This is a genomic window from Planctomyces sp. SH-PL14 (genome assembly GCF_001610835.1).
Lineage (GTDB): Bacteria > Planctomycetota > Planctomycetia > Planctomycetales > Planctomycetaceae > Planctomyces_A.
This window is the reverse complement of sequence record NZ_CP011270.1, coordinates 5,479,616-5,498,914: the sequence shown is the minus strand read 5'-3', so window position 1 is coordinate 5,498,914 and position 19,299 is coordinate 5,479,616. Positions and strand designations below refer to the sequence as shown.

The 19,299-nt window shown below is 62.4% G+C and carries 28 protein-coding genes; all 28 read left to right on the top strand.

Annotated features, from left to right (window positions below; genetic code table 11):
- Positions 1-22: 22 nt before the first annotated feature.
- The 28 genes from VT03_RS21015 to VT03_RS20870 all read left to right on the top strand — a co-directional run bounded on the left by VT03_RS21015 (position 23) and on the right by VT03_RS20870 (position 19,287).
- A complete protein-coding gene (locus tag VT03_RS21015) occupies positions 23-997 on the top strand; it encodes a hypothetical protein (RefSeq protein WP_075094803.1) in 975 nt (324 codons plus the stop codon).
- Positions 998-1,040: 43 nt separating this feature from the next.
- Positions 1,041-1,496: a hypothetical protein gene (locus tag VT03_RS21010; protein WP_197489030.1), complete on the top strand. Its 456-nt coding sequence runs from the start codon at positions 1,041-1,043 to the stop codon at positions 1,494-1,496.
- A 60-nt stretch (positions 1,497-1,556) separates the two neighbouring features.
- On the top strand, positions 1,557-2,165 hold the full coding sequence (locus VT03_RS21005; RefSeq protein ID WP_156514664.1) for a hypothetical protein: 609 nt from the start codon (positions 1,557-1,559) through the stop codon (positions 2,163-2,165).
- A 421-nt stretch (positions 2,166-2,586) separates the two neighbouring features.
- Positions 2,587-3,210 carry a hypothetical protein gene (locus VT03_RS21000; protein WP_156514663.1) on the top strand — a complete coding sequence of 208 codons (624 nt, stop codon included), beginning with the start codon at positions 2,587-2,589 and terminating at the stop codon, positions 3,208-3,210.
- A 150-nt stretch (positions 3,211-3,360) separates the two neighbouring features.
- Entirely contained in the window at positions 3,361-4,086 is a 726-nt protein-coding gene (locus tag VT03_RS20995) for a hypothetical protein (protein ID WP_156514662.1), read from the top strand.
- Complete coding sequence (locus VT03_RS20990; protein WP_075094800.1) at positions 4,083-4,718, top strand: hypothetical protein; 636 nt, start codon at positions 4,083-4,085, stop codon at positions 4,716-4,718. Before VT03_RS20995 ends, VT03_RS20990 begins: the two co-directional genes overlap by 4 nt.
- A 30-nt stretch (positions 4,719-4,748) precedes the next feature.
- The gene (locus VT03_RS20985) at positions 4,749-5,147 is read left to right on the top strand and encodes a hypothetical protein (protein ID WP_075094799.1); all 399 of its coding nucleotides are present in this window, start codon (positions 4,749-4,751) and stop codon (positions 5,145-5,147) included.
- On the top strand, positions 5,144-5,611 hold the full coding sequence (locus tag VT03_RS20980) for a hypothetical protein (RefSeq protein WP_075094798.1): 468 nt from the start codon (positions 5,144-5,146) through the stop codon (positions 5,609-5,611). The genes VT03_RS20985 and VT03_RS20980 overlap by 4 nt, the downstream gene beginning before the upstream one ends.
- Positions 5,601-5,945 (top strand): hypothetical protein, encoded by a 345-nt coding sequence (locus tag VT03_RS20975; RefSeq protein WP_075094797.1) that lies wholly within the window; start codon positions 5,601-5,603, stop codon positions 5,943-5,945. The genes VT03_RS20980 and VT03_RS20975 overlap by 11 nt, the downstream gene beginning before the upstream one ends.
- A gap of 22 nt (positions 5,946-5,967) precedes the next feature.
- Positions 5,968-6,300: a hypothetical protein gene (locus VT03_RS20970; RefSeq protein WP_075094796.1), complete on the top strand. Its 333-nt coding sequence runs from the start codon at positions 5,968-5,970 to the stop codon at positions 6,298-6,300.
- A gap of 32 nt (positions 6,301-6,332) precedes the next feature.
- Positions 6,333-6,683, top strand: a complete 351-nt coding sequence (locus tag VT03_RS20965) for a hypothetical protein (RefSeq protein ID WP_075094795.1) — start codon at positions 6,333-6,335, stop codon at positions 6,681-6,683.
- 178 nt (positions 6,684-6,861) lie between these two features.
- Positions 6,862-7,248 carry a hypothetical protein gene (locus VT03_RS20960; protein WP_156514661.1) on the top strand — a complete coding sequence of 129 codons (387 nt, stop codon included), beginning with the start codon at positions 6,862-6,864 and terminating at the stop codon, positions 7,246-7,248.
- Positions 7,249-7,292: 44 nt separating this feature from the next.
- Positions 7,293-7,673 (top strand): hypothetical protein, encoded by a 381-nt coding sequence (locus VT03_RS20955; protein ID WP_082846398.1) that lies wholly within the window; start codon positions 7,293-7,295, stop codon positions 7,671-7,673.
- Positions 7,674-7,711: 38 nt separating this feature from the next.
- Positions 7,712-7,975: a hypothetical protein gene (locus tag VT03_RS20950; RefSeq protein WP_075094793.1), complete on the top strand. Its 264-nt coding sequence runs from the start codon at positions 7,712-7,714 to the stop codon at positions 7,973-7,975.
- 631 nt (positions 7,976-8,606) lie between these two features.
- Complete coding sequence (locus tag VT03_RS20940) at positions 8,607-8,930, top strand: hypothetical protein (protein WP_075094791.1); 324 nt, start codon at positions 8,607-8,609, stop codon at positions 8,928-8,930.
- The gene (locus tag VT03_RS20935) at positions 8,927-9,178 is read left to right on the top strand and encodes a hypothetical protein (RefSeq protein WP_075094790.1); all 252 of its coding nucleotides are present in this window, start codon (positions 8,927-8,929) and stop codon (positions 9,176-9,178) included. Before VT03_RS20940 ends, VT03_RS20935 begins: the two co-directional genes overlap by 4 nt.
- Positions 9,179-9,187: 9 nt before the next feature.
- On the top strand, positions 9,188-9,478 hold the full coding sequence (locus tag VT03_RS20930; protein ID WP_075094789.1) for a hypothetical protein: 291 nt from the start codon (positions 9,188-9,190) through the stop codon (positions 9,476-9,478).
- Positions 9,475-9,891 (top strand): hypothetical protein, encoded by a 417-nt coding sequence (locus VT03_RS20925; protein ID WP_075094788.1) that lies wholly within the window; start codon positions 9,475-9,477, stop codon positions 9,889-9,891. Before VT03_RS20930 ends, VT03_RS20925 begins: the two co-directional genes overlap by 4 nt.
- Complete coding sequence (locus VT03_RS34310) at positions 9,888-10,730, top strand: hypothetical protein (RefSeq protein WP_075094787.1); 843 nt, start codon at positions 9,888-9,890, stop codon at positions 10,728-10,730. The genes VT03_RS20925 and VT03_RS34310 overlap by 4 nt, the downstream gene beginning before the upstream one ends.
- Positions 10,730-11,638 (top strand): trypsin-like peptidase domain-containing protein, encoded by a 909-nt coding sequence (locus VT03_RS20915; RefSeq protein WP_075094786.1) that lies wholly within the window; start codon positions 10,730-10,732, stop codon positions 11,636-11,638. The genes VT03_RS34310 and VT03_RS20915 overlap by 1 nt, the downstream gene beginning before the upstream one ends.
- A gap of 34 nt (positions 11,639-11,672) precedes the next feature.
- The gene (locus VT03_RS20910; RefSeq protein WP_156514659.1) at positions 11,673-12,089 is read left to right on the top strand and encodes a hypothetical protein; all 417 of its coding nucleotides are present in this window, start codon (positions 11,673-11,675) and stop codon (positions 12,087-12,089) included.
- A gap of 2 nt (positions 12,090-12,091) precedes the next feature.
- On the top strand, positions 12,092-12,427 hold the full coding sequence (locus VT03_RS20905) for a hypothetical protein (protein WP_075094784.1): 336 nt from the start codon (positions 12,092-12,094) through the stop codon (positions 12,425-12,427).
- A gap of 269 nt (positions 12,428-12,696) precedes the next feature.
- Positions 12,697-12,993: an HNH endonuclease gene (locus VT03_RS35275; protein WP_075094782.1), complete on the top strand. Its 297-nt coding sequence runs from the start codon at positions 12,697-12,699 to the stop codon at positions 12,991-12,993.
- 237 nt (positions 12,994-13,230) lie between these two features.
- Positions 13,231-13,752, top strand: coding sequence for a phage terminase small subunit P27 family (locus VT03_RS20890; RefSeq protein ID WP_075094781.1), 522 nt, complete (start codon positions 13,231-13,233; stop codon positions 13,750-13,752).
- A 26-nt stretch (positions 13,753-13,778) separates the two neighbouring features.
- Entirely contained in the window at positions 13,779-15,395 is a 1,617-nt protein-coding gene (locus tag VT03_RS20885; RefSeq protein WP_075094780.1) for a terminase large subunit, read from the top strand.
- Entirely contained in the window at positions 15,392-17,056 is a 1,665-nt protein-coding gene (locus VT03_RS20880; protein WP_075094779.1) for a phage portal protein, read from the top strand. Before VT03_RS20885 ends, VT03_RS20880 begins: the two co-directional genes overlap by 4 nt.
- Positions 17,053-17,718 carry a head maturation protease, ClpP-related gene (locus VT03_RS20875; RefSeq protein ID WP_082846395.1) on the top strand — a complete coding sequence of 222 codons (666 nt, stop codon included), beginning with the start codon at positions 17,053-17,055 and terminating at the stop codon, positions 17,716-17,718. Before VT03_RS20880 ends, VT03_RS20875 begins: the two co-directional genes overlap by 4 nt.
- A gap of 201 nt (positions 17,719-17,919) precedes the next feature.
- Entirely contained in the window at positions 17,920-19,287 is a 1,368-nt protein-coding gene (locus VT03_RS20870) for a phage major capsid protein (RefSeq protein WP_075094778.1), read from the top strand.
- Positions 19,288-19,299 lie beyond the last annotated feature (12 nt).

Here is a 19,299-nt window from a genome sequence, read left to right as displayed (position 1 = left end):
AAGCCCGTCGTAGGAGTTCTCCATGCTGATTGAGCTGACTGAAGCGAACCGAGGCGACGTGCCTGCTGAACTGGTGCGATTGGTGGAGGACTTCCCCAAGGAGGGAGATCCCGAGCCGGAGTTTTTTCTCGGCGTGAGGTCCGGGAAATGGTTCATCAACGACCAGCAAGGAGAGTCGTACGTGTCGGACATCTATCTGCCGAACAGGTACCGTTTCGCCCGCCGCGCCACGTCCTCCGACCTCACCCCCGCCGAGATTCCCGCCGAGGAGATGACAGACGAAGAACTGGAGCGGGCGTACGACGAGGCGCCGGAGGACCCGATCGATGAGGCGTTTATTGAGACCTCCGTCGCCCTGATTACGTCGGATGACAAGAACAAGTTGCTGATGGAGATGTCCGAGACCGGCTACGACGCGCTGAATAAGTACACCGACATGCCCGCTCAGCACCGCGAGTGCATCAAGGCGTGCCTGCGAGACCTGCGGAGACGAATCCGGGAGATTCCCGCCGAGGCTGATGGGGTCAGTCTCAAGTGTCCGAAGTGCAATGACGGCCACGCTGGCACGGACCACACAGGAGAAGCGATCGACTGCCACTACTGCGGTGGGTCAGGTCGTCTGATGGCTGAGACGATCATCAAGGCGGTGGACGCTGCGAGGGACGCGGTCGGTGATGCGATGGCATGTGACGCTCTGGGGCGAGAACTGGAGGAGTCGGACGCCGAGGTCCGTCGCCTGCAGGGTGAGGTGGCGGGGCTGAAGGTGGAGCGGGACAAGCTCCTGTCGATCAAGCGACTGTTCACCCACGACTGCAACAAGATCATCGAACTCGCTGATTGGTCCAAGGAAGGGAACGGCAATCTGGACCTGCAGTGGGCCGCTGATCAAGTGGGGAACGCTCTTTCAAACGCTCACCTCATCGACATTGGGGCGTATCGACCGGGAGGGTTCATGCCCACTGGATCAGAGGAAGTTACCGCCCTGACGTCCCAGTAACACCCCGCTCGTCGGCGGAGAGCTTTTGAGTGAAGGAGGTTTTGTGATCCGTCCCCTCTCCGATCGCGTGGTGTCCTTGGTCGGCGGAGAGCTGGTCTGGCGGTGCTGCATCTGCGGTTCGCACAACGCGTCGAGCGAGTTCTTTTGTGCTGCCCGGCAATTGTTTTGTTTCCAACCAAAAGGGGATGTCATGACCGGTGTCGAATTGATCGCCGCAGAACGAGAGCGGCAGGTGTCGTCTGAGGGGTGGACTCCGGAGCACGACGACGGGCATCAGTATGGGGAACTGTCCAACGCAGCGGCGTGCTACGCGATGTCGGACGGCAACCGATCAATGATGTTCGGAGTTGAGTCAGGCCATGCATCTGTTCAGGGGCTCGTCTGGCCGTTCGAGTCGCACTGGTGGAAGCCAACGCCAGGCGACCGCATTCGGGAACTGGTTAAGGCTGGAGCGCTGATCGCCGCCGAGATCGACCGACTTGGACGAACTGGAGAGTAGCCCGGCAATGAAGCCGGAGGGTGGGAAGAGGCAGGTGGTTTTTGTTTGGAGGGTGTGAGCGTGAACAAGATCGTCCTGTCCCTGTGCGACCTGACGACCAACATGGTTCGCCCGTGGCTGGACGCCGGCTACGAGTGCTGGTGCGTCGACATGCAACATGCTCCGGGAGTCAGCAAGGACGGCAACCTGGTTCGCGTAGGGGCGGACATCCTCGAATGGCTCCCCCCACGGCGAGAGTACGCGATCGTCTTCGCCTTCCCTCCTTGCACCCACTTCGCCGTAAGTGGTGCCCGCTGGTTCAAGGACAAGGGGCTTGGCGGCCTGGCTCAAGCCGTGAACTTGGTCGAGCGGTGCCGGGACATCTGCGAGTGGAGCGGCGCCCCGTGGATGCTGGAGAACCCGGTGGGGACGCTCGCGACCTACTGGCGGAAAGCGGACCACATGTTCGACCCGTGCGACTACGGCCAGTTCGAACTTGCTGACAACTACACGAAGAAGACCTGTCTGTGGACAGGGGGGGGCTTCGTAATGCCTGACCGCTGTCCGATCGAGCCAACCGACGGAAGCCGGATGCACCTCATGCCGCCGAGTGCGGATCGGGCGAACCTCAGATCAGCGACCCCGATGGGATTCGCACGAGCGGTCTTCGAAGCAAACAAAGGAGCCTGAGATGAAGTGGTCCTGGATGTGGATCTACCTATGGGCCGTGATCGTTCCGGCAATGATTTTTGCGATCGGCGTGGCGTGGTGGGCCGTGTGGCAACTCATCAGGAAGACCAAGTGACCCGCCCTCGCGGCTCGTACCCCCTGGAGGTTTTCTGTGAAGAGGCGAACGTGGTTCTTGTTTGTGGTGGAACTCTGCGACTCTCGCCTGCTGAGGTGGGTGCTTCGGCGATTCAAAAGAAAGATCGTCTACACGTGCGAGTGGGGCACGTACGACACCCTCTACGACTCGACCGATCTGGGGATGTGCCGGCCGTGTCACCCAGACATGGCTGTTGCGCCACCTTGGTCTGATTTGGAAATTGTGCCACTCGAAACAGAGTCCAAGTGAACTCACCACTCCGAAGTAACCCAGGAGGATTCCGAGATGTTTACCGAAACTGAGGTCGCCGAGTACGCGGCAAAGTGTCGCCACCCTCACCACGAGGACATCTACTGTCGCCCCGGACGATGCTGGGAGATGACGGATGATCTCGAAACGGTCGCGCGGTGGATGGCCGACGACGCGAAGGCCAAAGAGTGCGTCGAGGCGTTCCAGCCGCTGGCAAAGTTCGGACGAACGGTGCGTCAGTCGCAGGCCGGGGATTCCGAGATGTTTGAGCAGGCGACCGCGAGACCGTGGGAACTTGGCGGACCGTACCCCAGTACGAGCGTGATCGCTCTGTCGGCGGTCGGCTGCAACATTCCTGGCCACGAGACCCCAAACGAGTACGAGCTGATCGCGTATCTGGACCAGCGGACGACTGGCGAACCGGACCCCGTTGCGAGGGCCAACGCAGCCCTGATCGTCGAAGCCGTCAACAACCACGAGCTGCTGACCAAGCAGAACGACCGGCTGAGGGTGGCGGTTGAGGCTGCTCGCCAATTCATCCGGAACGGCATCGAGTTTGGCTTCATCCGCCTGCCTGATCCGGGCTCGAACGATGCCGCGCTCCAGACGCTCGCCCAGCTCGATGTCGCTGGAGGGGCACATGCCGAAGCGGGGAACTGATCGATGCTCGTGTGGCTGGGACTCATGGTTGATTCTCAGCCGATCCGATTCGTCCGTGCTGATTCAGTGCAAGAACTGTGGACACACGAAGCGGACTCGGTCGCTGTGGTTTCTAAGACACGCACGACAACCAAAGGCGGAGGGCAAGGGATGAGCACTGGAACAGAGCGGCCGATCTACGCGAAGGACCTGCGACCGACGGCGATCCTGTCGGGGCAGCAGACACAGTTCCGCGTACCCGTCAAGGTGCCGAAGTGGGCGTCTGGACGCGAGATCGAGATTGATGAACACGGGCTCGTCTGTGCCTTCAACTCGTCGTGCGAAACCCACTCATGGATCACATGCCCATTTGCACGGATTCGCGTTGCAAACGATCGCGTGATTGGGCCGGTAACGATGTGCTACCGACCCGATGGGCACTTTTGGATGAAGGAGCCCTGCTGGCAACACGGGCACAACTACAGGCACGACTTTGGAGAGTCGGGCGAGTGGGAGATCTGCTGGTCCGGCGATAGGCAGGTGAGGTTCGATGAGCCACCCAAGGCGGAAGGACCGGGATGGGACCGCGTTCAATGGAAGAAGATCCCCTCCATACACATGCCGCGCTGGGCCAGCCGCCTCACGCTGGAGATCACGGGCATCAAGGTCGAGAGGTTGCAGGACATCAGCGAGGAGGATGCGATCGCGGAGGGGATCGAACCCGTTCGGCAAATCTGGAAGCTCTACGGCAAGCGTGAGCAATGGGAGGCTGAAGCAACAGGCCAGCCCATCAAGTCATTCTTGAGCCTCTGGGAATCCATCAACGGAGACGGCTCATGGGCGCTCAACCCGTGGATCTGGGCCATCGACTTCAAGCGAATCGAGGTGGGGCAATGAGCACTGAACTGACCATCGGCAAATGGACGCTTGAGCAGTGGCAGCCGCGCGAGTGGCGGGCGTGGGTGCGGTTGGAGAAGGACGTACCGCTGGAGACGGGAGATGAGATTCAACTCAAAGGCTCTTGGGTCTTGGCAAACTGGATGAGGAGAGGGACTAGCGAGGACTACCGTCGCCCGGTCCCCCTGCCGAGCCTTGAGGAGTTGGTGGAGGCGATCTCTCACCGCGGCTTTTCCCTCAAGGTCTTCACGCACCCTGAGTCTGGAGAGGAGACGATCATCCTCGCAAAATCGTACTACTGGCTCCGCACCCTCCTCCCCGGCTACGAGCAGGCGGTTGCGAAGGCTTCAGTTGTTGCAAATTCCGCAACGACTGCACCCAGTTCCGACGAGTCAGACAAGCCCGCAAAGACCGACGAGTGGCGCGGGATTGAGTCGGCGCCGAAGGATGGGAGCGAGTTCGATGTCTGGGCCACGTTCCATGGTCGCAAGCCAGACGTTCGGTTCATTGACGGCGAAATCTGCGAATACACAACGAGCATGTTTGGCGACTGGAAGTGGTATCCGCTCGATACCGAGGTGACTCACTGGATGCCCAAGCCGAAGGGGCCAAATGGAGTCGAACCGTTATGACAACACCCCCGAAAGGCCCTGAGGTGAGCCATGAGTGAGTCGCCCTACAACGACAGAACCGCAGGTCACTACTGGGTCGTATTCCAGGGGCAACAGGAGGTTGGGACTTGGGCGTACATCAATGACGCAGAGGGATCCGGGTGGGGATGGTTTCTCCCGGGCTTTGGGAATTGGTTCAACGATGACGAGTTGGACAGCATCGGGGAGCAGGTCATCCCCGACCCGGTGCCAGGACTCCGCCAGCAGCTTGAGGAGGCGCGGGAGCAACTGAATCTGGCTGCGAGCGTCATCGAGAAGTTGCCCCAGTCGCAGTTCGACTGCCTCCGAAATGCGGATGAATGCTCCATCTGTCACGTGGAGGATGGACACACGGCGGACTGCACCCTTGAGGCATGGAACAACAGGAACACGACCGGAGCCACGCCATGACCATCACAGCGACCGACTCCGAGGCACGGAGGATTGCGAACGGGGAGCGGGTTGAGGTTTGGGTGCCCATGGCCGATGCCCCAGACGGAGTTGAGGCCTTCAATGAGGAAGAGGACGTAAACGGAGAACTCTTCTTCGTTCTCTGCGGTCCTCTGGAGGGAAGGCTGCGGAAGATTCTGGGATCTGTCATTCCCCCCTTCCTTCCCGGCGCCGTTGTCGGGGTGCGGGAACGATGGGCGTCGAAGTGCGGTGACATCTGCGAGGAGCATCTCGCATGCATCCGTTACGAGGCTGGCTACGACTTCATGGACGGGACCTTCCGTTGGGAACCCGCCGAGACCATGCCCGACTGGGCGATCCGCTCCCACCCTGTTTGTGTCTCGTGCGTGCCGGCCATTCGTGACTCGGACGGCAAGTGGTGGTGGAAGGTGCAGGTTCAGAAAGGAGCCCCCAATGAAGGCTGAAGAGAGGCTGGAAGCACTGAAGCGGCTGGAGGCCAGAGATCATGACACTGAATACGCCTACGCGTGTGACTGCGCGATCGTTGCAGAAGCAGCCCTCGCCTCCTACCGCCTCGCCCAGACCCCGGTCAGCGAGACTGGGTTGGTGGAGTTGGGGGCGGAGAGGCAGTCCAACCTCTTCATCTTCCGAGGGCCTGAAGGTGGGCGGCTGTACGAACTGCACCTGATCGACGGAAAGGTTCACAGCGCCGCAGCCAATGCAGAGTTCATTCCGTTCGGTCTACTGCCACAGACCATGCTTGAGGTTCACCAGGACATCGAGCGGCTGAGTCGATAACCAACCGAGGGAGATTTGAGAGATGGCTGCGAAGGTGGAGTTTGAATTCGACAATTGCACTCACCAGTCGGACGCGCCTCGGTCGTGGATCGAGGTGACCGAGAACGACGAGGGCCTGTTCGGCATGACGCTCGACGTTTTCGTCAATGGTCGAAAGGAGAACGAGCCACCGGAACTTCACGTCCAGTGCGTGCGTGACCAATGGGGGACGTGGATCGCCTTCCAAGGAAGCGGAGGTGTTGCCCAAGAGGACGAGACCGTGTCATTCATTGACGCCCTGATTGCCGGACTGACCGAACTGAAGAAGGCGACGGATTTCGGCACCAAGGCACCAGAGCGACGAGAGGTTGAGTAACCGCCGCGAGGCACGAAGGGAGGTGATGCGACGTGAGCATCACCGCAAGTAGTACGTTAACCAAGGAGATCGAGATGAGCTTTCAGCACCACGGCGACAACCCTTTTGAGCAGGAGCAGAGTCGACTCATTGAGCGGCTAAAGCAGCAGCAGGAGGGCATGGCAAAGCGGGAATACCCGAATGGCCGACTCAATGCGTCGGATGACGGTGAGGTCGCATTCAAAATCGGGGGTGACGGGGAACGAGGCGTAGTCGTCATCGACTTCGGCAAGCCCGTTACGTGGGTCGGGATGACTCCTCAGCAGGCAGTCGAGATGGCGCAACTGATGATCAAGAATGCCAGAGAGGTTTCCAAAGAGCCTCTGCGAGTCGTCATCGGCTGAGGTAGACGCGGGGGAGCGCATCGCGAAAACGCTCATGGTGATGGTGAGATAGTCTGTGCGTCGGACTCAGGGGATAGGCTTTCGTCCTGAGGACTGAGTCGGATGCAACCGGGGGCAGATCCCGGCATCACCAATCAAGCCGAGAGGTTCGGCACTACATGGGAGAGGGATGATGAAGTTGAAAGTTCCGAAGACCAAAGAGATCGAGATCGCTGCTATCCGGCTCACGGTGCCTGTCCGTGACGATGACGAGACCGCCGAGGACTTCCCCGGTCGCAAAGGCAATCAGGTGACGCTGGTCGTCGGCGTGGACGATGGGGTGATTCAGGCCTGGCCCTCTGGACTGGAGGCCGAAGAGACATGGAAGGCGTGCGACAGCGGGGTCTACGAACTAATCGACCCTGCTGGCGCCGTGGTCAAAACGATCGAGGACTACGTGCCTGACTTCATCCCCAATTCCTACGGCGACTACGTGGAGTTGAAGGTGAGCGGCAAGGGCGTCTGGGAGGGATGGAAGTCGAGCATCCGGGAACTCAAGAACGTGTTCACCGGCGACATGGAGTAGACCAGTAACCCAAGCCCCATCCGGGGCGAACGAGGAGAGGTGGGATGATGAGTCTGGATGTGTACTTGGAAGGTGACCCTGAAGAGGTCGAGTGCGAATGTCGGTGCTGTGGACACGCTCACAAGAGAACGCAATGCGAGCGGTACTACGACTCGAACATCACCCACAATCTCAATCGAATGGCCAGGGAGGCGGGCATCTACGAAGCCCTTTGGCGACCTGAAGAGATCGGGGTGACCAAGGCGGCCCAGTTGATCCCGCTGATTCAGGCGGGCTTGGAGAAGCTGGTTGCAGCTCCGCTGCACTACCAGCAGTTCAATGCGTCGAACGGTTGGGGGACTTACGAACAATTCGTCCCCTGGGTTCGCAGCTATCTGGAGGCATGTAGGGACTACCCAAACGCCAATGTGTCGGCGTCGAGGTAAGTCACAGAACTAGCCCGTTCGGGCGGAAGGAGGGGGGCGTGGAAACGTGGTGGTTACGCAGAGGGTACGAGGTCGTCGAAGTGTCTGTGGTGCGCGCCACGAGGGACTTTGTCTACCACCCTGACGGCCGAAAGAGCAGGAAGCGTCACGTGTGCTACAGCTACCACAAGACCTGCGACGCAGCGAGAGCCCAAGCAATCGAAGAGGCGGAACTCGATCTGGTCGCCATCAAGGAAGACTACGAGACCGAGCAACGGAAGATCCGGGCGGCCATCAAGAGACTGAAGGAGCCAACCCAATGAGCCAGAGAGACCCGACGAACGAGACCTTCACCATCGAGGCGTTCGATCCTGTGAGCGGAGACTGGGGGCGATGGATTCCCGGCATCGCGTCACGCGGTACGGCAGAAGATCAACTGGTCACGGAGAGAGCCCGAAACCGCTCCATGCGATTCCGCCTACTCCGAAGAGTCACCGAAGTCATCAGCGAGGACCCCGAGCAATGAGAGACCCGAGGCTGGAACCGCAGAAGGGATTCGAGTTCTCCCAGGAGTAAGAGTTGCTGTGCCCCTACTGCCATGCTCCGACCCGCGTCGTCTATGGTAACGACGACGCGGACACCAAAGGGCTGACCGAGTACGATCGCTGCCGCGTTTGCACCACTCCCAGTTGCCCGCTTCAGGCTTATACAACCGAGAAGTGGGTCTCTTATGACATCAAACGGGTTAAAAAGAGAGTCCCCGATTCGACGGGTGGACTTTCCCTGTTTGACAAAGAGCTTTATAGGCTCAAGACCTCTTCTACTTAGCTGGCCGCTTGCCATGCTGTAAGAGCCCCGCTTGGCTCTGGTTCAACTCTATCCCCTGGAGGGAGGTGATCCGCCTTGGACGGCAATGAGCCAAGCGGGGAGCTTTTCATGGAGTTGAGGTGACGGATGGCTGAAGAGGGAACGAACGGTTCAAAGTCTGTCAAAGAGAGAGCCCTGGAGTTCCTCTTCTCGCAGCCACCGACAACGGTCCTGCTCGGCGCCATCGTCACGACACTCCTCGCCGGGGGCTGGTATGCCCTGCAGGACATCAAAGCGATGGTCCCCGCTCACCTGATGCAGATCCAGTCCGGGTATGAGCGAATCGAGGCCAAGCAGTCCGAGCAGATCCAGCTCCTCAAGGAAGACCGAGAGGCTGAACGCTCGTGGATGCGTGAAGTCTTGAACGCTCGGAAGGCCCTCGAGAACAAACCCTTCGCGGCAAACCAATGATCGAAAAACTCCTCACCCTTGCTAAAGCCTTCCTCGGCACGAACCAGAACTCGACCCCCGGCAAGTTCGACCTCGAAGACCTCTGGTACACGGTCAAGTTGGCACTGGTCGTGTTCGTCGGGACTGGGGCAGTCGCCGCGCTGGGCGTGCTGAACAAGTACGACTTCGGATTCGCCGATGCCGCAGTCTCCGCTGGTGTCGCGTGGCTCGTTGCCGCCATCGAGGCCTGGCAGGCAGACAACTCCTAAGGGACTCAGATGGACTGGTTGATTGAAAACTGGCAGACGGTTGCCGGCGGCCTGTCCGGCCTGCTGGTCGCGATCGTCGGCGCGTCTGAAGCTGGCAAGCGGGTCAAGCTCAAGTGGCTGCCGTTGCTCAACCGGAAGGCCGCTCCCGTCGCCAGTGCCGAGGATGAGATCGACACCGCTGCGGCTGAACTGCTGCGGGTGGCCAAGATCGCCCGGACGCAGGGGCGGGATGCGGTTCTCAACCACACGGTCGCCGCGCTGACGGAGCTGATGCGGCCGGTCCGGGAGGAATCGAAGTGAGTTCCCGGAACATCCTCCTGACGATCGTTGCTGTCGTGCTGCTGCTGGTCTCCTCGATGGGACGGCAGGGGGCTCCCGACCCTTCTCCCTCGCCGGAGCCCCCGCCGTCTGGGGAGGGATCGGCCACCGCAATCTCAATGCGGAACGCCTACCGCGGTGCGACGAGCGTGGCGGCCCGGAAGCACGCCGATCGAATCGAGGCGATGGAGTTCCAGGACGAAGCTGCCGAGATGAAGGCCTGGGCGGAGGTCGCCGGGAAGGTGGCGAAGGATTCGACCTCGGCATCCGGTCCCGGAGCGGGGTTTCAGGCCATGTACGCCAAGGTCCGGGCGATGAAGGCCGACGACGCGGTCAAAGCGAAGGCCCGGGCGGACTGGTTCCGCAGTTTCGCGGCGGGAATGGAGGCACGGTGAGCGGAATCATCATCGCATCCGACGAACTGCGAGCCGAAGTCGATGGCTCGCTCTCGGTCTGCGCCCCCCTGGACCCGAAGGACTTCCCGGACTGGCAACGGCTGCTCACCGCCGACAACGACCCGCGGAACTTCATCCGCAACGAGTGGCAGAAGGAAAACGATTGCCAAGCCAACGCGGCGACGACCGGGAACGAGGTCATCGAGAAGCGGCGGAAGGGGAAGGCCGGCGAGCAATCCCGCATGTTCGTTTACCAGTCCTGCGAGATCCTCGACCGGAAGCTCGGATCGAATTCGGGGACGTCAGTGCAGTCGGGCGTCGCGGTCCTGAAAGGCGACGGAGCCCCGCTGGAGGCCGAATACCCCTACAGCCAATACACCCGCAACCGGCAGCAGTTCGACCGCTGGAACACGGCCGCCATCAAGGCCAGTGCAGCCACCCGACGGATCAGCGGCGCGATCGTCGCCCCCTCCTTCGGCGAAGCCAAGATTCACCTAGCCCTCGGCAACCCGATTCACTGGGGGCACTTCTGGGGGCTCAGTTTCCGGACGGAAGAGATCACCCCGGGCGTCACGGCTCGAGTCTGTCGCCAGTACCGCCGGAGCCACGGCAGCAGCGGACACGCGACGGAGGTCGTCTGGCCGGTCCTGACCGCCCGCGGGGAATGGCTGTTTTGGGTCGCGAACTCGCACAACGACAAAGGCTTCTTCATTTCGGAGCCCGCCTACGAAGAGATGCGGGACCGGAACTACTCCCCGTACGGCGCGTATGTCCTGATGGGCGACGAATCGCCCCACCGCCAGTACGAGGGACAGTTCAACCCGATGGGAATCAACTGATGCGCACCGCTCTCTGTTCTGCCCTGCTCCTGGCACTACTGACGCTTCTCCCCCGCTCTGCGGCACCGGTTGCTGTTGCCGCGGTTGAGTCGGTCGATCTGCCCATCGTGGCGATACCGGTCGAAGTCTCCGGCGAGCCGATCGCACCGGAGTTCACCGGTCTCCCCCAGGACCCGGAGTTCGTGATTCCGGAGATCAAGCTGCCGGAGGTCCCGGCGCCCGCGGATCCGCCCAAGATCGACCCGGTGTGGGTCAAATCGGTCTATCCTGTCCGCATGGCCTACGGCGTCATCGGGCAGCCGGGAAGCATGACGTTCGATGGCTGCGGCGTGGCGGTCGGTCCGGACAAGATCCACACGGCTGCTCACCTGACGCACCAGATGCCGGCCGGGAGTCGCGCCGAGGTCCTGGTCGACGGGGAATGGAAGCGGGCAAACTGGTCACCGGTCGCCGGGAAGGATTTCTCCGTGGCGATCGTCCCCGGGGCGAATCTGAAGCCGGTTCCGGTCCGAGTGCCGGTCTACGGCGAACGGGTCACGGTCTACGGGCTTAAGACGAAGTCGTTCGCTCAGGGAACCTACATTGGGGCGACCGACATCAAGGCTGGATTCGGTCTGGTACCGCTGGACGCCTGTGAGACGCCGGTCCACAACGGCGACAGCGGCGGAGGTGTCTTCGGGGACGATGGGTGTCTCCTGGGGACCATTCGCGGCCTGCAGCCGGATTCGAAGCTCATCACGACCATGACGCCGATCGTGGCTGACGCCCCCAAGGCCACCCCGCAACCGGCTCCCGCGGTATCTGCCCCTACACCGGCCCGTCCGGTCCAGTCGTGCCCTGGTGGCGTTTGCCCGGCCCCGCAGGCTGGTGGCCAGATCCGGACCTACTTCCCCCGACGGAGGCGGTAATGCTGTTGGCTGTTGAAATCACGATGCGTCATGTGTGGACGGTTCTGCTTTGGCTTGGACTTTCCGCAGCAGCATGTGCTGTGTTCTTTTTTGCAGTCTGGCTTGGGATGTTCCTCATCCTGAAGGACTTCCTGAACTTGTGGCGACGATGACCCAGGAAGCGAACCTCTCGGTTGCCCAGTCTCCCGACCAGGCCGCCGCCGTGGCGAAGTTTGCTCGGGAACTGGGTGCCGGATTCATCGAACTGGTGAAGGGAACGAACCTGAAGGTGCGGGCACCGTTCCGATTCTCTGTGGACCCACAACCTCATGGCTTTCGCATCACCCCCAGCGAGCGGCTGGAAGTGGACCGGGACGGGGTCAATCCGTGGTTGGAGTATGTCGACGTCTACTTCGATGGCCGGATCGTCGCCGGGCTGCACCTGATCGTTTCGTTCGAGAGGGAGGTCTGACTGTGATAGGAGCCCTTGAACCAGCGGTAGCAGCACGCCACGCCAAGGCATACGCCCATGCGGCCGGCACGGATGGGATCGCCCCAAAGGACTACGACCGGTTCTGCCAAGCCGCCGAACTGGCTCATAAGGCGATTGATAAGGCGCTCGTTTCGGTAGGGTGCAAGGGGAACCTTAAGGCTGCCCGGATGCGCCGCCGGCAGCTCGTGACTGCTGCGATGGCAGCTAACGGGGTGCCGTGGTGGATAAGGCTGATGGGAGGTCTGGCGCCGTGGCCCTACAGCGTGATCATCGCGGCGATCCTGTGGACCATCGATACGTACCTGGAGGCTCAGTGAGTGGCGTTTGTCGATCGGGATGGCGTGCATCGTGGGGTGGAGTTGCGAGACGACTACGCCACCGGTGCGATGCTGTCCTGGGCGGCCGGCTCCCCCCGTCGGTGGCGGGACCTCTGGCTCCTACAACTCCGAGACACCCGCGGCTGGTCGTACTCCCGGATCGCCGAGTGTGTGGGGCTCCATCGGTCCAGCGTCTCCCGTCGGATCAGGAAGGTCCGGAAGAAGGTCGCTGCCCTGCTGAACCCACCTTCGCCGGAGGCGATGGCGTCATGAGTCGGGTGAAGAGCAGGAGAGAACGGTTTGGCCTGAAGCGGCCGGATGACCGCCGGACTGCGACAGAGCGTGGGTATGGGGGACGGTGGGCGCGGGTCTCGAAGCGATGGAGAGAGAGCAACCCGAACTGTGCTATGTGCTGGGAGAGGGAAGGCATCGTGACCCCGGTGGATCTGGTCGACCACATCGAAGCGGTATCAGGACCAGCAGACCCGCGGTTCTTCGATGAGACGAACTTCCAGTCCCTGTGTCGTAGGTGCCACGCGATCAAGACTCATGGGGAGACGCTGTAATGGGATGGATTGAGGTTCTCACGTTGGTGTGCCTACTGATCACGATCGTTTGCACTGGCATTCAGATGTGGCAGGAATTCAGGTGACTCGAATCGCAGAAGTTTGAGGCGGCACGGCACGCAATGTCGCGTGCCAAACGCGAGGGGGAGGGGTGGTCGATTTTCTGCCAGCCCCCACCCCGGAAACCGCACCGCCGCGTCCTAGAAATCTCGTCACGTTTCATCAGGGGGTCGTTCCTTGGGGCGTCGTGGACCTCGACCGAAGCCGGCTGCTGTCCATGAACGTGCCGGCACCTACCGCCGTGACCGTCATTCCGGGGGGCTCCTGGCTGGTGCTGGGTCCGTTCCTGCGGCTCCCGCTGGTCTCACCGGCGTCGCCCTTGCCACCTGGGATCACATCGCACCCGTGCTGGCGGCGGCCGGCCTGCTCTCGGATCGGTTCCGGGATGTCCTCGCTCTCTACTGTCAGACCTGGGCGGAGTATTGGGCGCATCACGAAACACTCGCGGCGGAGGGGTACGTCACGGTCGCCGGAAACGGGACGAAGATTCCGCACCCGTGCGTGGGGATGAAGGACAAGTGCCAGTCCCAGCTCGTAAAGCTGCAAAGGGAACTCGGCCTCACGCCGGCGGCGGCAACCGGCCTGCTCCCGCCAGGGACCATCTCAACGGCAACGGGGGCCCCGCAGGGAACGGGGGACCCAATCAGCGAGATGACGCTGCGCGGAAGAGCATCGTTGAAGCCTACATCCGCGGCGTAGACAGCGGGACGATCGTTGCCGGCCGGTTGCAGCGGTTGGCGGTCAAGCGGCACCTGAAGGACTTGAAGGAAGCAGGAGCACGCGGGTTTGTTTTCTCGGAGGCACATGCCCTTGAGGCGATCGAGTTCATCGAGCGGTGCTGCCAGCACTACAAGGCGGAGTGGGCGCGGACGCCCGTCATCCTCGAGCCCGACCAGCTGTTCATCGTTTGGTGCCTGTTCGGATGGCGGCACGCTGAGACCGGGTTCCGCCGGTTCGGGAAGGGGTACATCTGCATCGCACGGAAGTGGGGGAAGACGTTGTTCGCCGCGGTGATCGCTCTGTTGCTGCTGGTATTCGACAACCCCCTGGAGGAGGGGGCAGAGGTCTACTCTGTCGCGACGAAGGAGGATCAGGCCGCAATCGTCTTCCGGGACGCCCGGGCCATGGTCCTGAAGTCCGCCGCGCTCAAGGCTCGCCTCGACGTCAAAAAGAAGGTCATTGAGTATCCAGAGACGAACTCGTTCTTCCGGCCGCTGGGCAGTGACTCGGATGGAACGGACGGTCTGTTCCCCCATGGCGTCATCAAGGACGAGCTCCATGCGTGGCGCGGTATCCACCGCGGACTTCACGAGAAGATCGACACCGGCAGCGGTTCCCGTCGCCAGCCCCTCATCCTGACCATCACGACCGCCGGCGACGACAAGTCTGAAATCTGGGCTGAGGAGGACGACTACGCGGTGCGCTGTGTCGAGTCCGTCCTGACCGGCGCCGTGTTTGACGACACCCTGTTCTCGTTCATTTGCCGGATCGATGATGACGATGACCCGTTCGACGAGGCGTGCTGGATTAAGGCGAATCCGCATCTTGGTCGCACGGTCAAGGTGTCTTCCTACCGCACGGCGGCGAATGAGGCACGGCGCAAGCCTTCCGCGATCTCGAAGCTGAGGCGGTACTACTGCAACGTCAAGACGGCCTCAGCGACCCGGGCGATCCTGCCGGAGGTGTGGGCAAAGGGCAACTCCCCCATCCTGGAGATGAAGGGGCGATCGGGCTTCGGCGCCTTTGACATGGGTCGGAACAGCGACTTCGCGGCGGTCGCCCTCGCCTTCCCGCGGATGGTCGACGGGCAGATGTCGATCGACCTGAAGGTGCGGTCTTGGACCTGCCGGGACACCGACCTGAAGTTGTATCAGGCGCCGCTCGCCCAGTTCATCGAGCGGGGGGAACTGATCGTCTGCGAGGGGGACTCGATCAGCCAGCGCGAAGTCGCAGAGTATTGCATCGAAATGGCCGGGCTCGCGGAGATTCGCTCCTGGGCCTACGACCCGTCCTTCGCGAAACTGATGGCGGAGATGCTGCAGGACGATCACGGCTTCAGCATCTTCCCCTTCTCTCAGTCCGAGCGGTTCTACAACGAGCCGATCCGGACCATGCTCCAGATGGCGAAAGACGGCCGGCTGATCCACGGGGGAGACACCTGCCTCGCGTGGCAGGCGGGCAATCTGACCATCAAGCGGAACGGCAAGGATGAATGGGGTCCCGCCAAGATCGGCGGCCCGTTCAAGATCGACGGCATGGTCGCGACGCTCATGGCGATCAGCGAGTGCCTGTACCACGGCCGCGAATCGACCGACGACGAGTACGAGATCCCCCTCATATGAACCAGATCATTCACATCGGCCTCGACGGGGAACTGCGGAACTCTCTGGAGAATCCCGCGCTCAGCCTCGATGACCCAAAGACGTGGGAGGAGAACGGGCTCATGGGCGAGCCCACCTCGACCGGGATCACCGTCAACCAGAAGACGGCGATGGGCTACCCCGCGCTGTTCCGCGCGATCAGCCTCATCTCGGGGGACGTCGGCCGGCTGCCGTTCGCGGTCTACCGTCGCCTGAAGGACGGGGGCAAGGAGGTCGACAAGGATCACCCCGCCTACGTCCTGCTCCGTCGCCGGGCGAATCCCTTCCTCCTGGCGATGACGTTTCGGGAGACGATGACCGCCCACGCCCTCCTCCGCGGCAACGGGTTTGCGGCGATCATCCGGGACGGCGCCGGTCGCCCGCGGGAACTGGTCATCCTGGATCCGGACGTGACCTACCCCGTCACGCTGACCGATGACACGGTTGGCTCGTCGGAGATCTGGTACCTGACGACCGTCGGAACCGAGCCCAAGAAGTTCCGCTCCCGTGACGTCCTGCACATCCGCGGCCTGTCCCACAACGGTCTCTGCGGGATCGACGTGATGTCCCTGATGGCGGAGGCCCTGTCCCTCGGGATGGCAACCCGGAAGTGGGTCTGCAAGTTCTTCGGGAACGGGACCAACGTCTCCGGCGTGCTGATGGTCCCGGAGAACATGAAGAAGGAGAAGGTCGACAACGTCCAGCGGAACTGGGAGAAGGCGGCCGAGGGACTGAAGAACACCGGGAAGGTGGCGATGCTCCACGAGGGGGTGAAGTTCCTGCCCCTCTCGTCGAAGCCGGAGGAGGCGGCCGCCGTCGGGCTGCTCGAGAACGAGGTCATGACGGTCTCGAACATCACCGGGGTCCCTCCGCACAAACTCGGGGACAAGTCCCGGACGTCCTACAACTCGCTGGAGATCGAGAGCCAGCACTACCTCGACGACTGCCTCGACCGCTGGCTGTGCGAGTGGGAGGCGGAGTGCGCGGAGAAGCTGCTCAGTCCCCAGGAGCTGGAGTCCGAGTCCCACTTCATGGAGTTCAACCGGAACGCCCGGCTCCGGATGGACGCGACGGCCCGCTGGGGGAGCTACGACAAGGGCCGCGCGACCGGCGTCTACAGCGTCAACGACATCAACCGGATCGAGTCCCGGCCGACAATCGGGCCGGAGGGGGACAAGCGGCACATCCCGGCGAACTGGACGGAACTCACCGCGGGGCCGCCGGCGACACCTGCCCCTCAACCCACCCCCGCGCCGCCGGCTAAGTCCTCCAAGAACGTCCGGAACGCCTGCCGGGACGCCCTACTCCCCCTCCTGAACCGGAAAGCGGACATCGAGCGGGAGAAAGTCGCCAAGGTGGCAGCCCGAACTCCCCAGATGGACTGGTTCGCGTGGGGAACCGCCTTCTACCGCGAGCACGAGGAGCATCTCCTCGACTCCGTGCTGCCTCTCTGCGGGCTTTTGGAGGCCGCAGACGACTCCGAACTCATCCCGGAGTGGAAAAAGGCCGTAGCGACGCACTGTGAAGCCCGGAAAGCGGCCCTGAACTCCTGCACTGACGTCGCAGAGGTGGTTTCCGGGTGGTCCGGGCGCGATCTCCTCGACCTCCTGCTCCCCGAAACCGCTCCCGAAGGGACCCCATGAAGACGATCCTGAACGCTGAGAAGTCCGAAATCCTGATCTACGACGTCATCGGGGAGGGATTCTTCTACGGAGGGGTCTCCGCGAAGGCGGTGAAGGCCGCGCTCCGGGACCTGGGGCCGAAGGACGTGACCGTCCGGATCAACTCTCCCGGTGGATCCATCTTCGAAGCCAACGCGATCTACAACCTCCTCAAGGAGCACGAGGGGAAGGTGACGACGATCATCGATTCCCTCGCCGCGTCGGCCGCCAGCTACATCGCCATGGTCGGGGAGACGCGGAAGATCGCCGCCAACGCGATGATCATGATCCACGAGCCCGCCGCGGTAACCTTCGGGGACGCCGCCGAGCACCAGAAGACCGCTGGCCTGCTGGAAAAGCTCCGGGACGTCATCGTGAACATGTACCGGGACCGGTCGGGCATCGAAGACCAGCAGCTCCGGTCCTGGATGCTCGACGAAACGTGGTTCACGGCCGACGAGTCGAAGGAACACGGCTTCGTCGACGAGATCCTGCCCAACGTGGGCGAGAAAACGCCGAAAGAGGCAACAGCGCGATGGAATCTTTCGAATTTCCGCAATGTTCCCGCCAACTGGCTGGCCGCCAATGAAAACGCTGCGACTCCGCGGCTGGACCGGATGGCGGAACGGCTCGCGGTGGCCTGAACCGGTCGACGTAAGTCCTTAATCGTCGAAAAAAAGAGCAACACCCGGGGGGGCCCAGTAAAGGCCCCCATTTGAGTCCGCGACAGGTCGGACCTCTCTCGGGGGTAACGGTGGCTGGGACCGCACAGGCGGACCCTCGGTCGCTCTTCCACACCGTTCCCCGGCTCGCCCCGCTTTGGCGTGCCTGTGAGGTAGACCACCATGCCGAGTTTGCAGGAATTGCGCGAGAAGCGGGCGACGATCGTCAACACCGCCCGCACGGAGTACGAAGTTGCCGCCAAGAAGGCGAAGGCGGAGAACCGGGACCTTTCGGAGGCGGACGAGCTGGCGCTGAATAAGGCGCTGGACGCGGCCGACGCCCTGACGAAGGACATCGAGGCGGGGGAGACCGCGGAGCAGAAGCGGACCGAGGCGCTGAACCGCCTCACCGCTCACGAAGACGCGCTCAAGAAGGTGAACCGTGGCGAACTCGAAAAGGTCGCCGGTTCCGCCGTCAACAACTCCCCCTTCGAGCAGGAGAAGACGGACCCGTCCAACGACCAGAGCACGGCGATGCGGGGCTGGTTCCTCAACCAACTCGGCGAGGAGGTGCCGGACGCCTGCGTTGAAGCCGGGAAGCGGTGCGGCCTGAACCCGCTCGCCAAGAACCTCGACATCAAGCTCTCGAACGACTACGGCCGGCTGCAGCGGGAGTACTTCAACGCCCTGAGCAGCAACAACCCGGCGACGGGTGGGATCCTCCGCCTCGGTTCGGTCCTCGGCCCCCTGGAGCAGGCGATGCTCTGGTACGGCCCGATGCTCCAGACGTCCCAGGTCATCCGCACCTCGGACGCCAACCCGATGGCGTGGCCGACGGCCGACGACACGACCAACACCGGCAGCCAGATCGGTGAGAGTGCGGCCGTCCCGACGGCGACCGATCCGGCGTTCGCCGCGATGGTCATGAACGCCTACAAGTGGACCTCCGGCGTCATCAAGGTCCCGTTCGAGCTCCTCCGCGACTCGGCGATCAACCTCCCGCAGCTCCTGGGCGAGATGCTGGGCGAGCGGCTCGGCCGGATCATCAACACCCGGGCCACGACCGGCACCGGGGCGGCGACGATCAAGGGGATCGTGACCGCGTCGACGATGGGCAAGACGACCTCGTCGAACAGTGCCGTGACGGCCGACGAGTTCATCGACTTCCAGCACTCGGTGCCGATCGCCTACCGCAACGGCGCGGCGTTCATGTTCAACGACTCGACGCTGAAGGTTCTGCGGAAGCTGAAGAGCAACGACTCCCAGTACATCTGGCAGCCGGGGCTTCAGGTCGGCATGCCGGGGACTCTGCTCGGGTCGCCGTACCACATCAACGAGGACGTCGCGTCGATCGCGGCCTCCGCGAAGATCGCCCTCTACGGCCAGCTGAACCGGTACAAGATCCGGCAGGTGAACCGGATCCGCCTCTACCGCCTCGAAGAGCGGTATCGCGAGAACGATCAGGACGGCTTCATGGCCTTCGTTGAGGTCGACGGCAACCTGCTGGATGCCGGCAAGGGGGCGGTTCGCCACCTCCTCATGAACACCTGAGCCGCGGCCCCG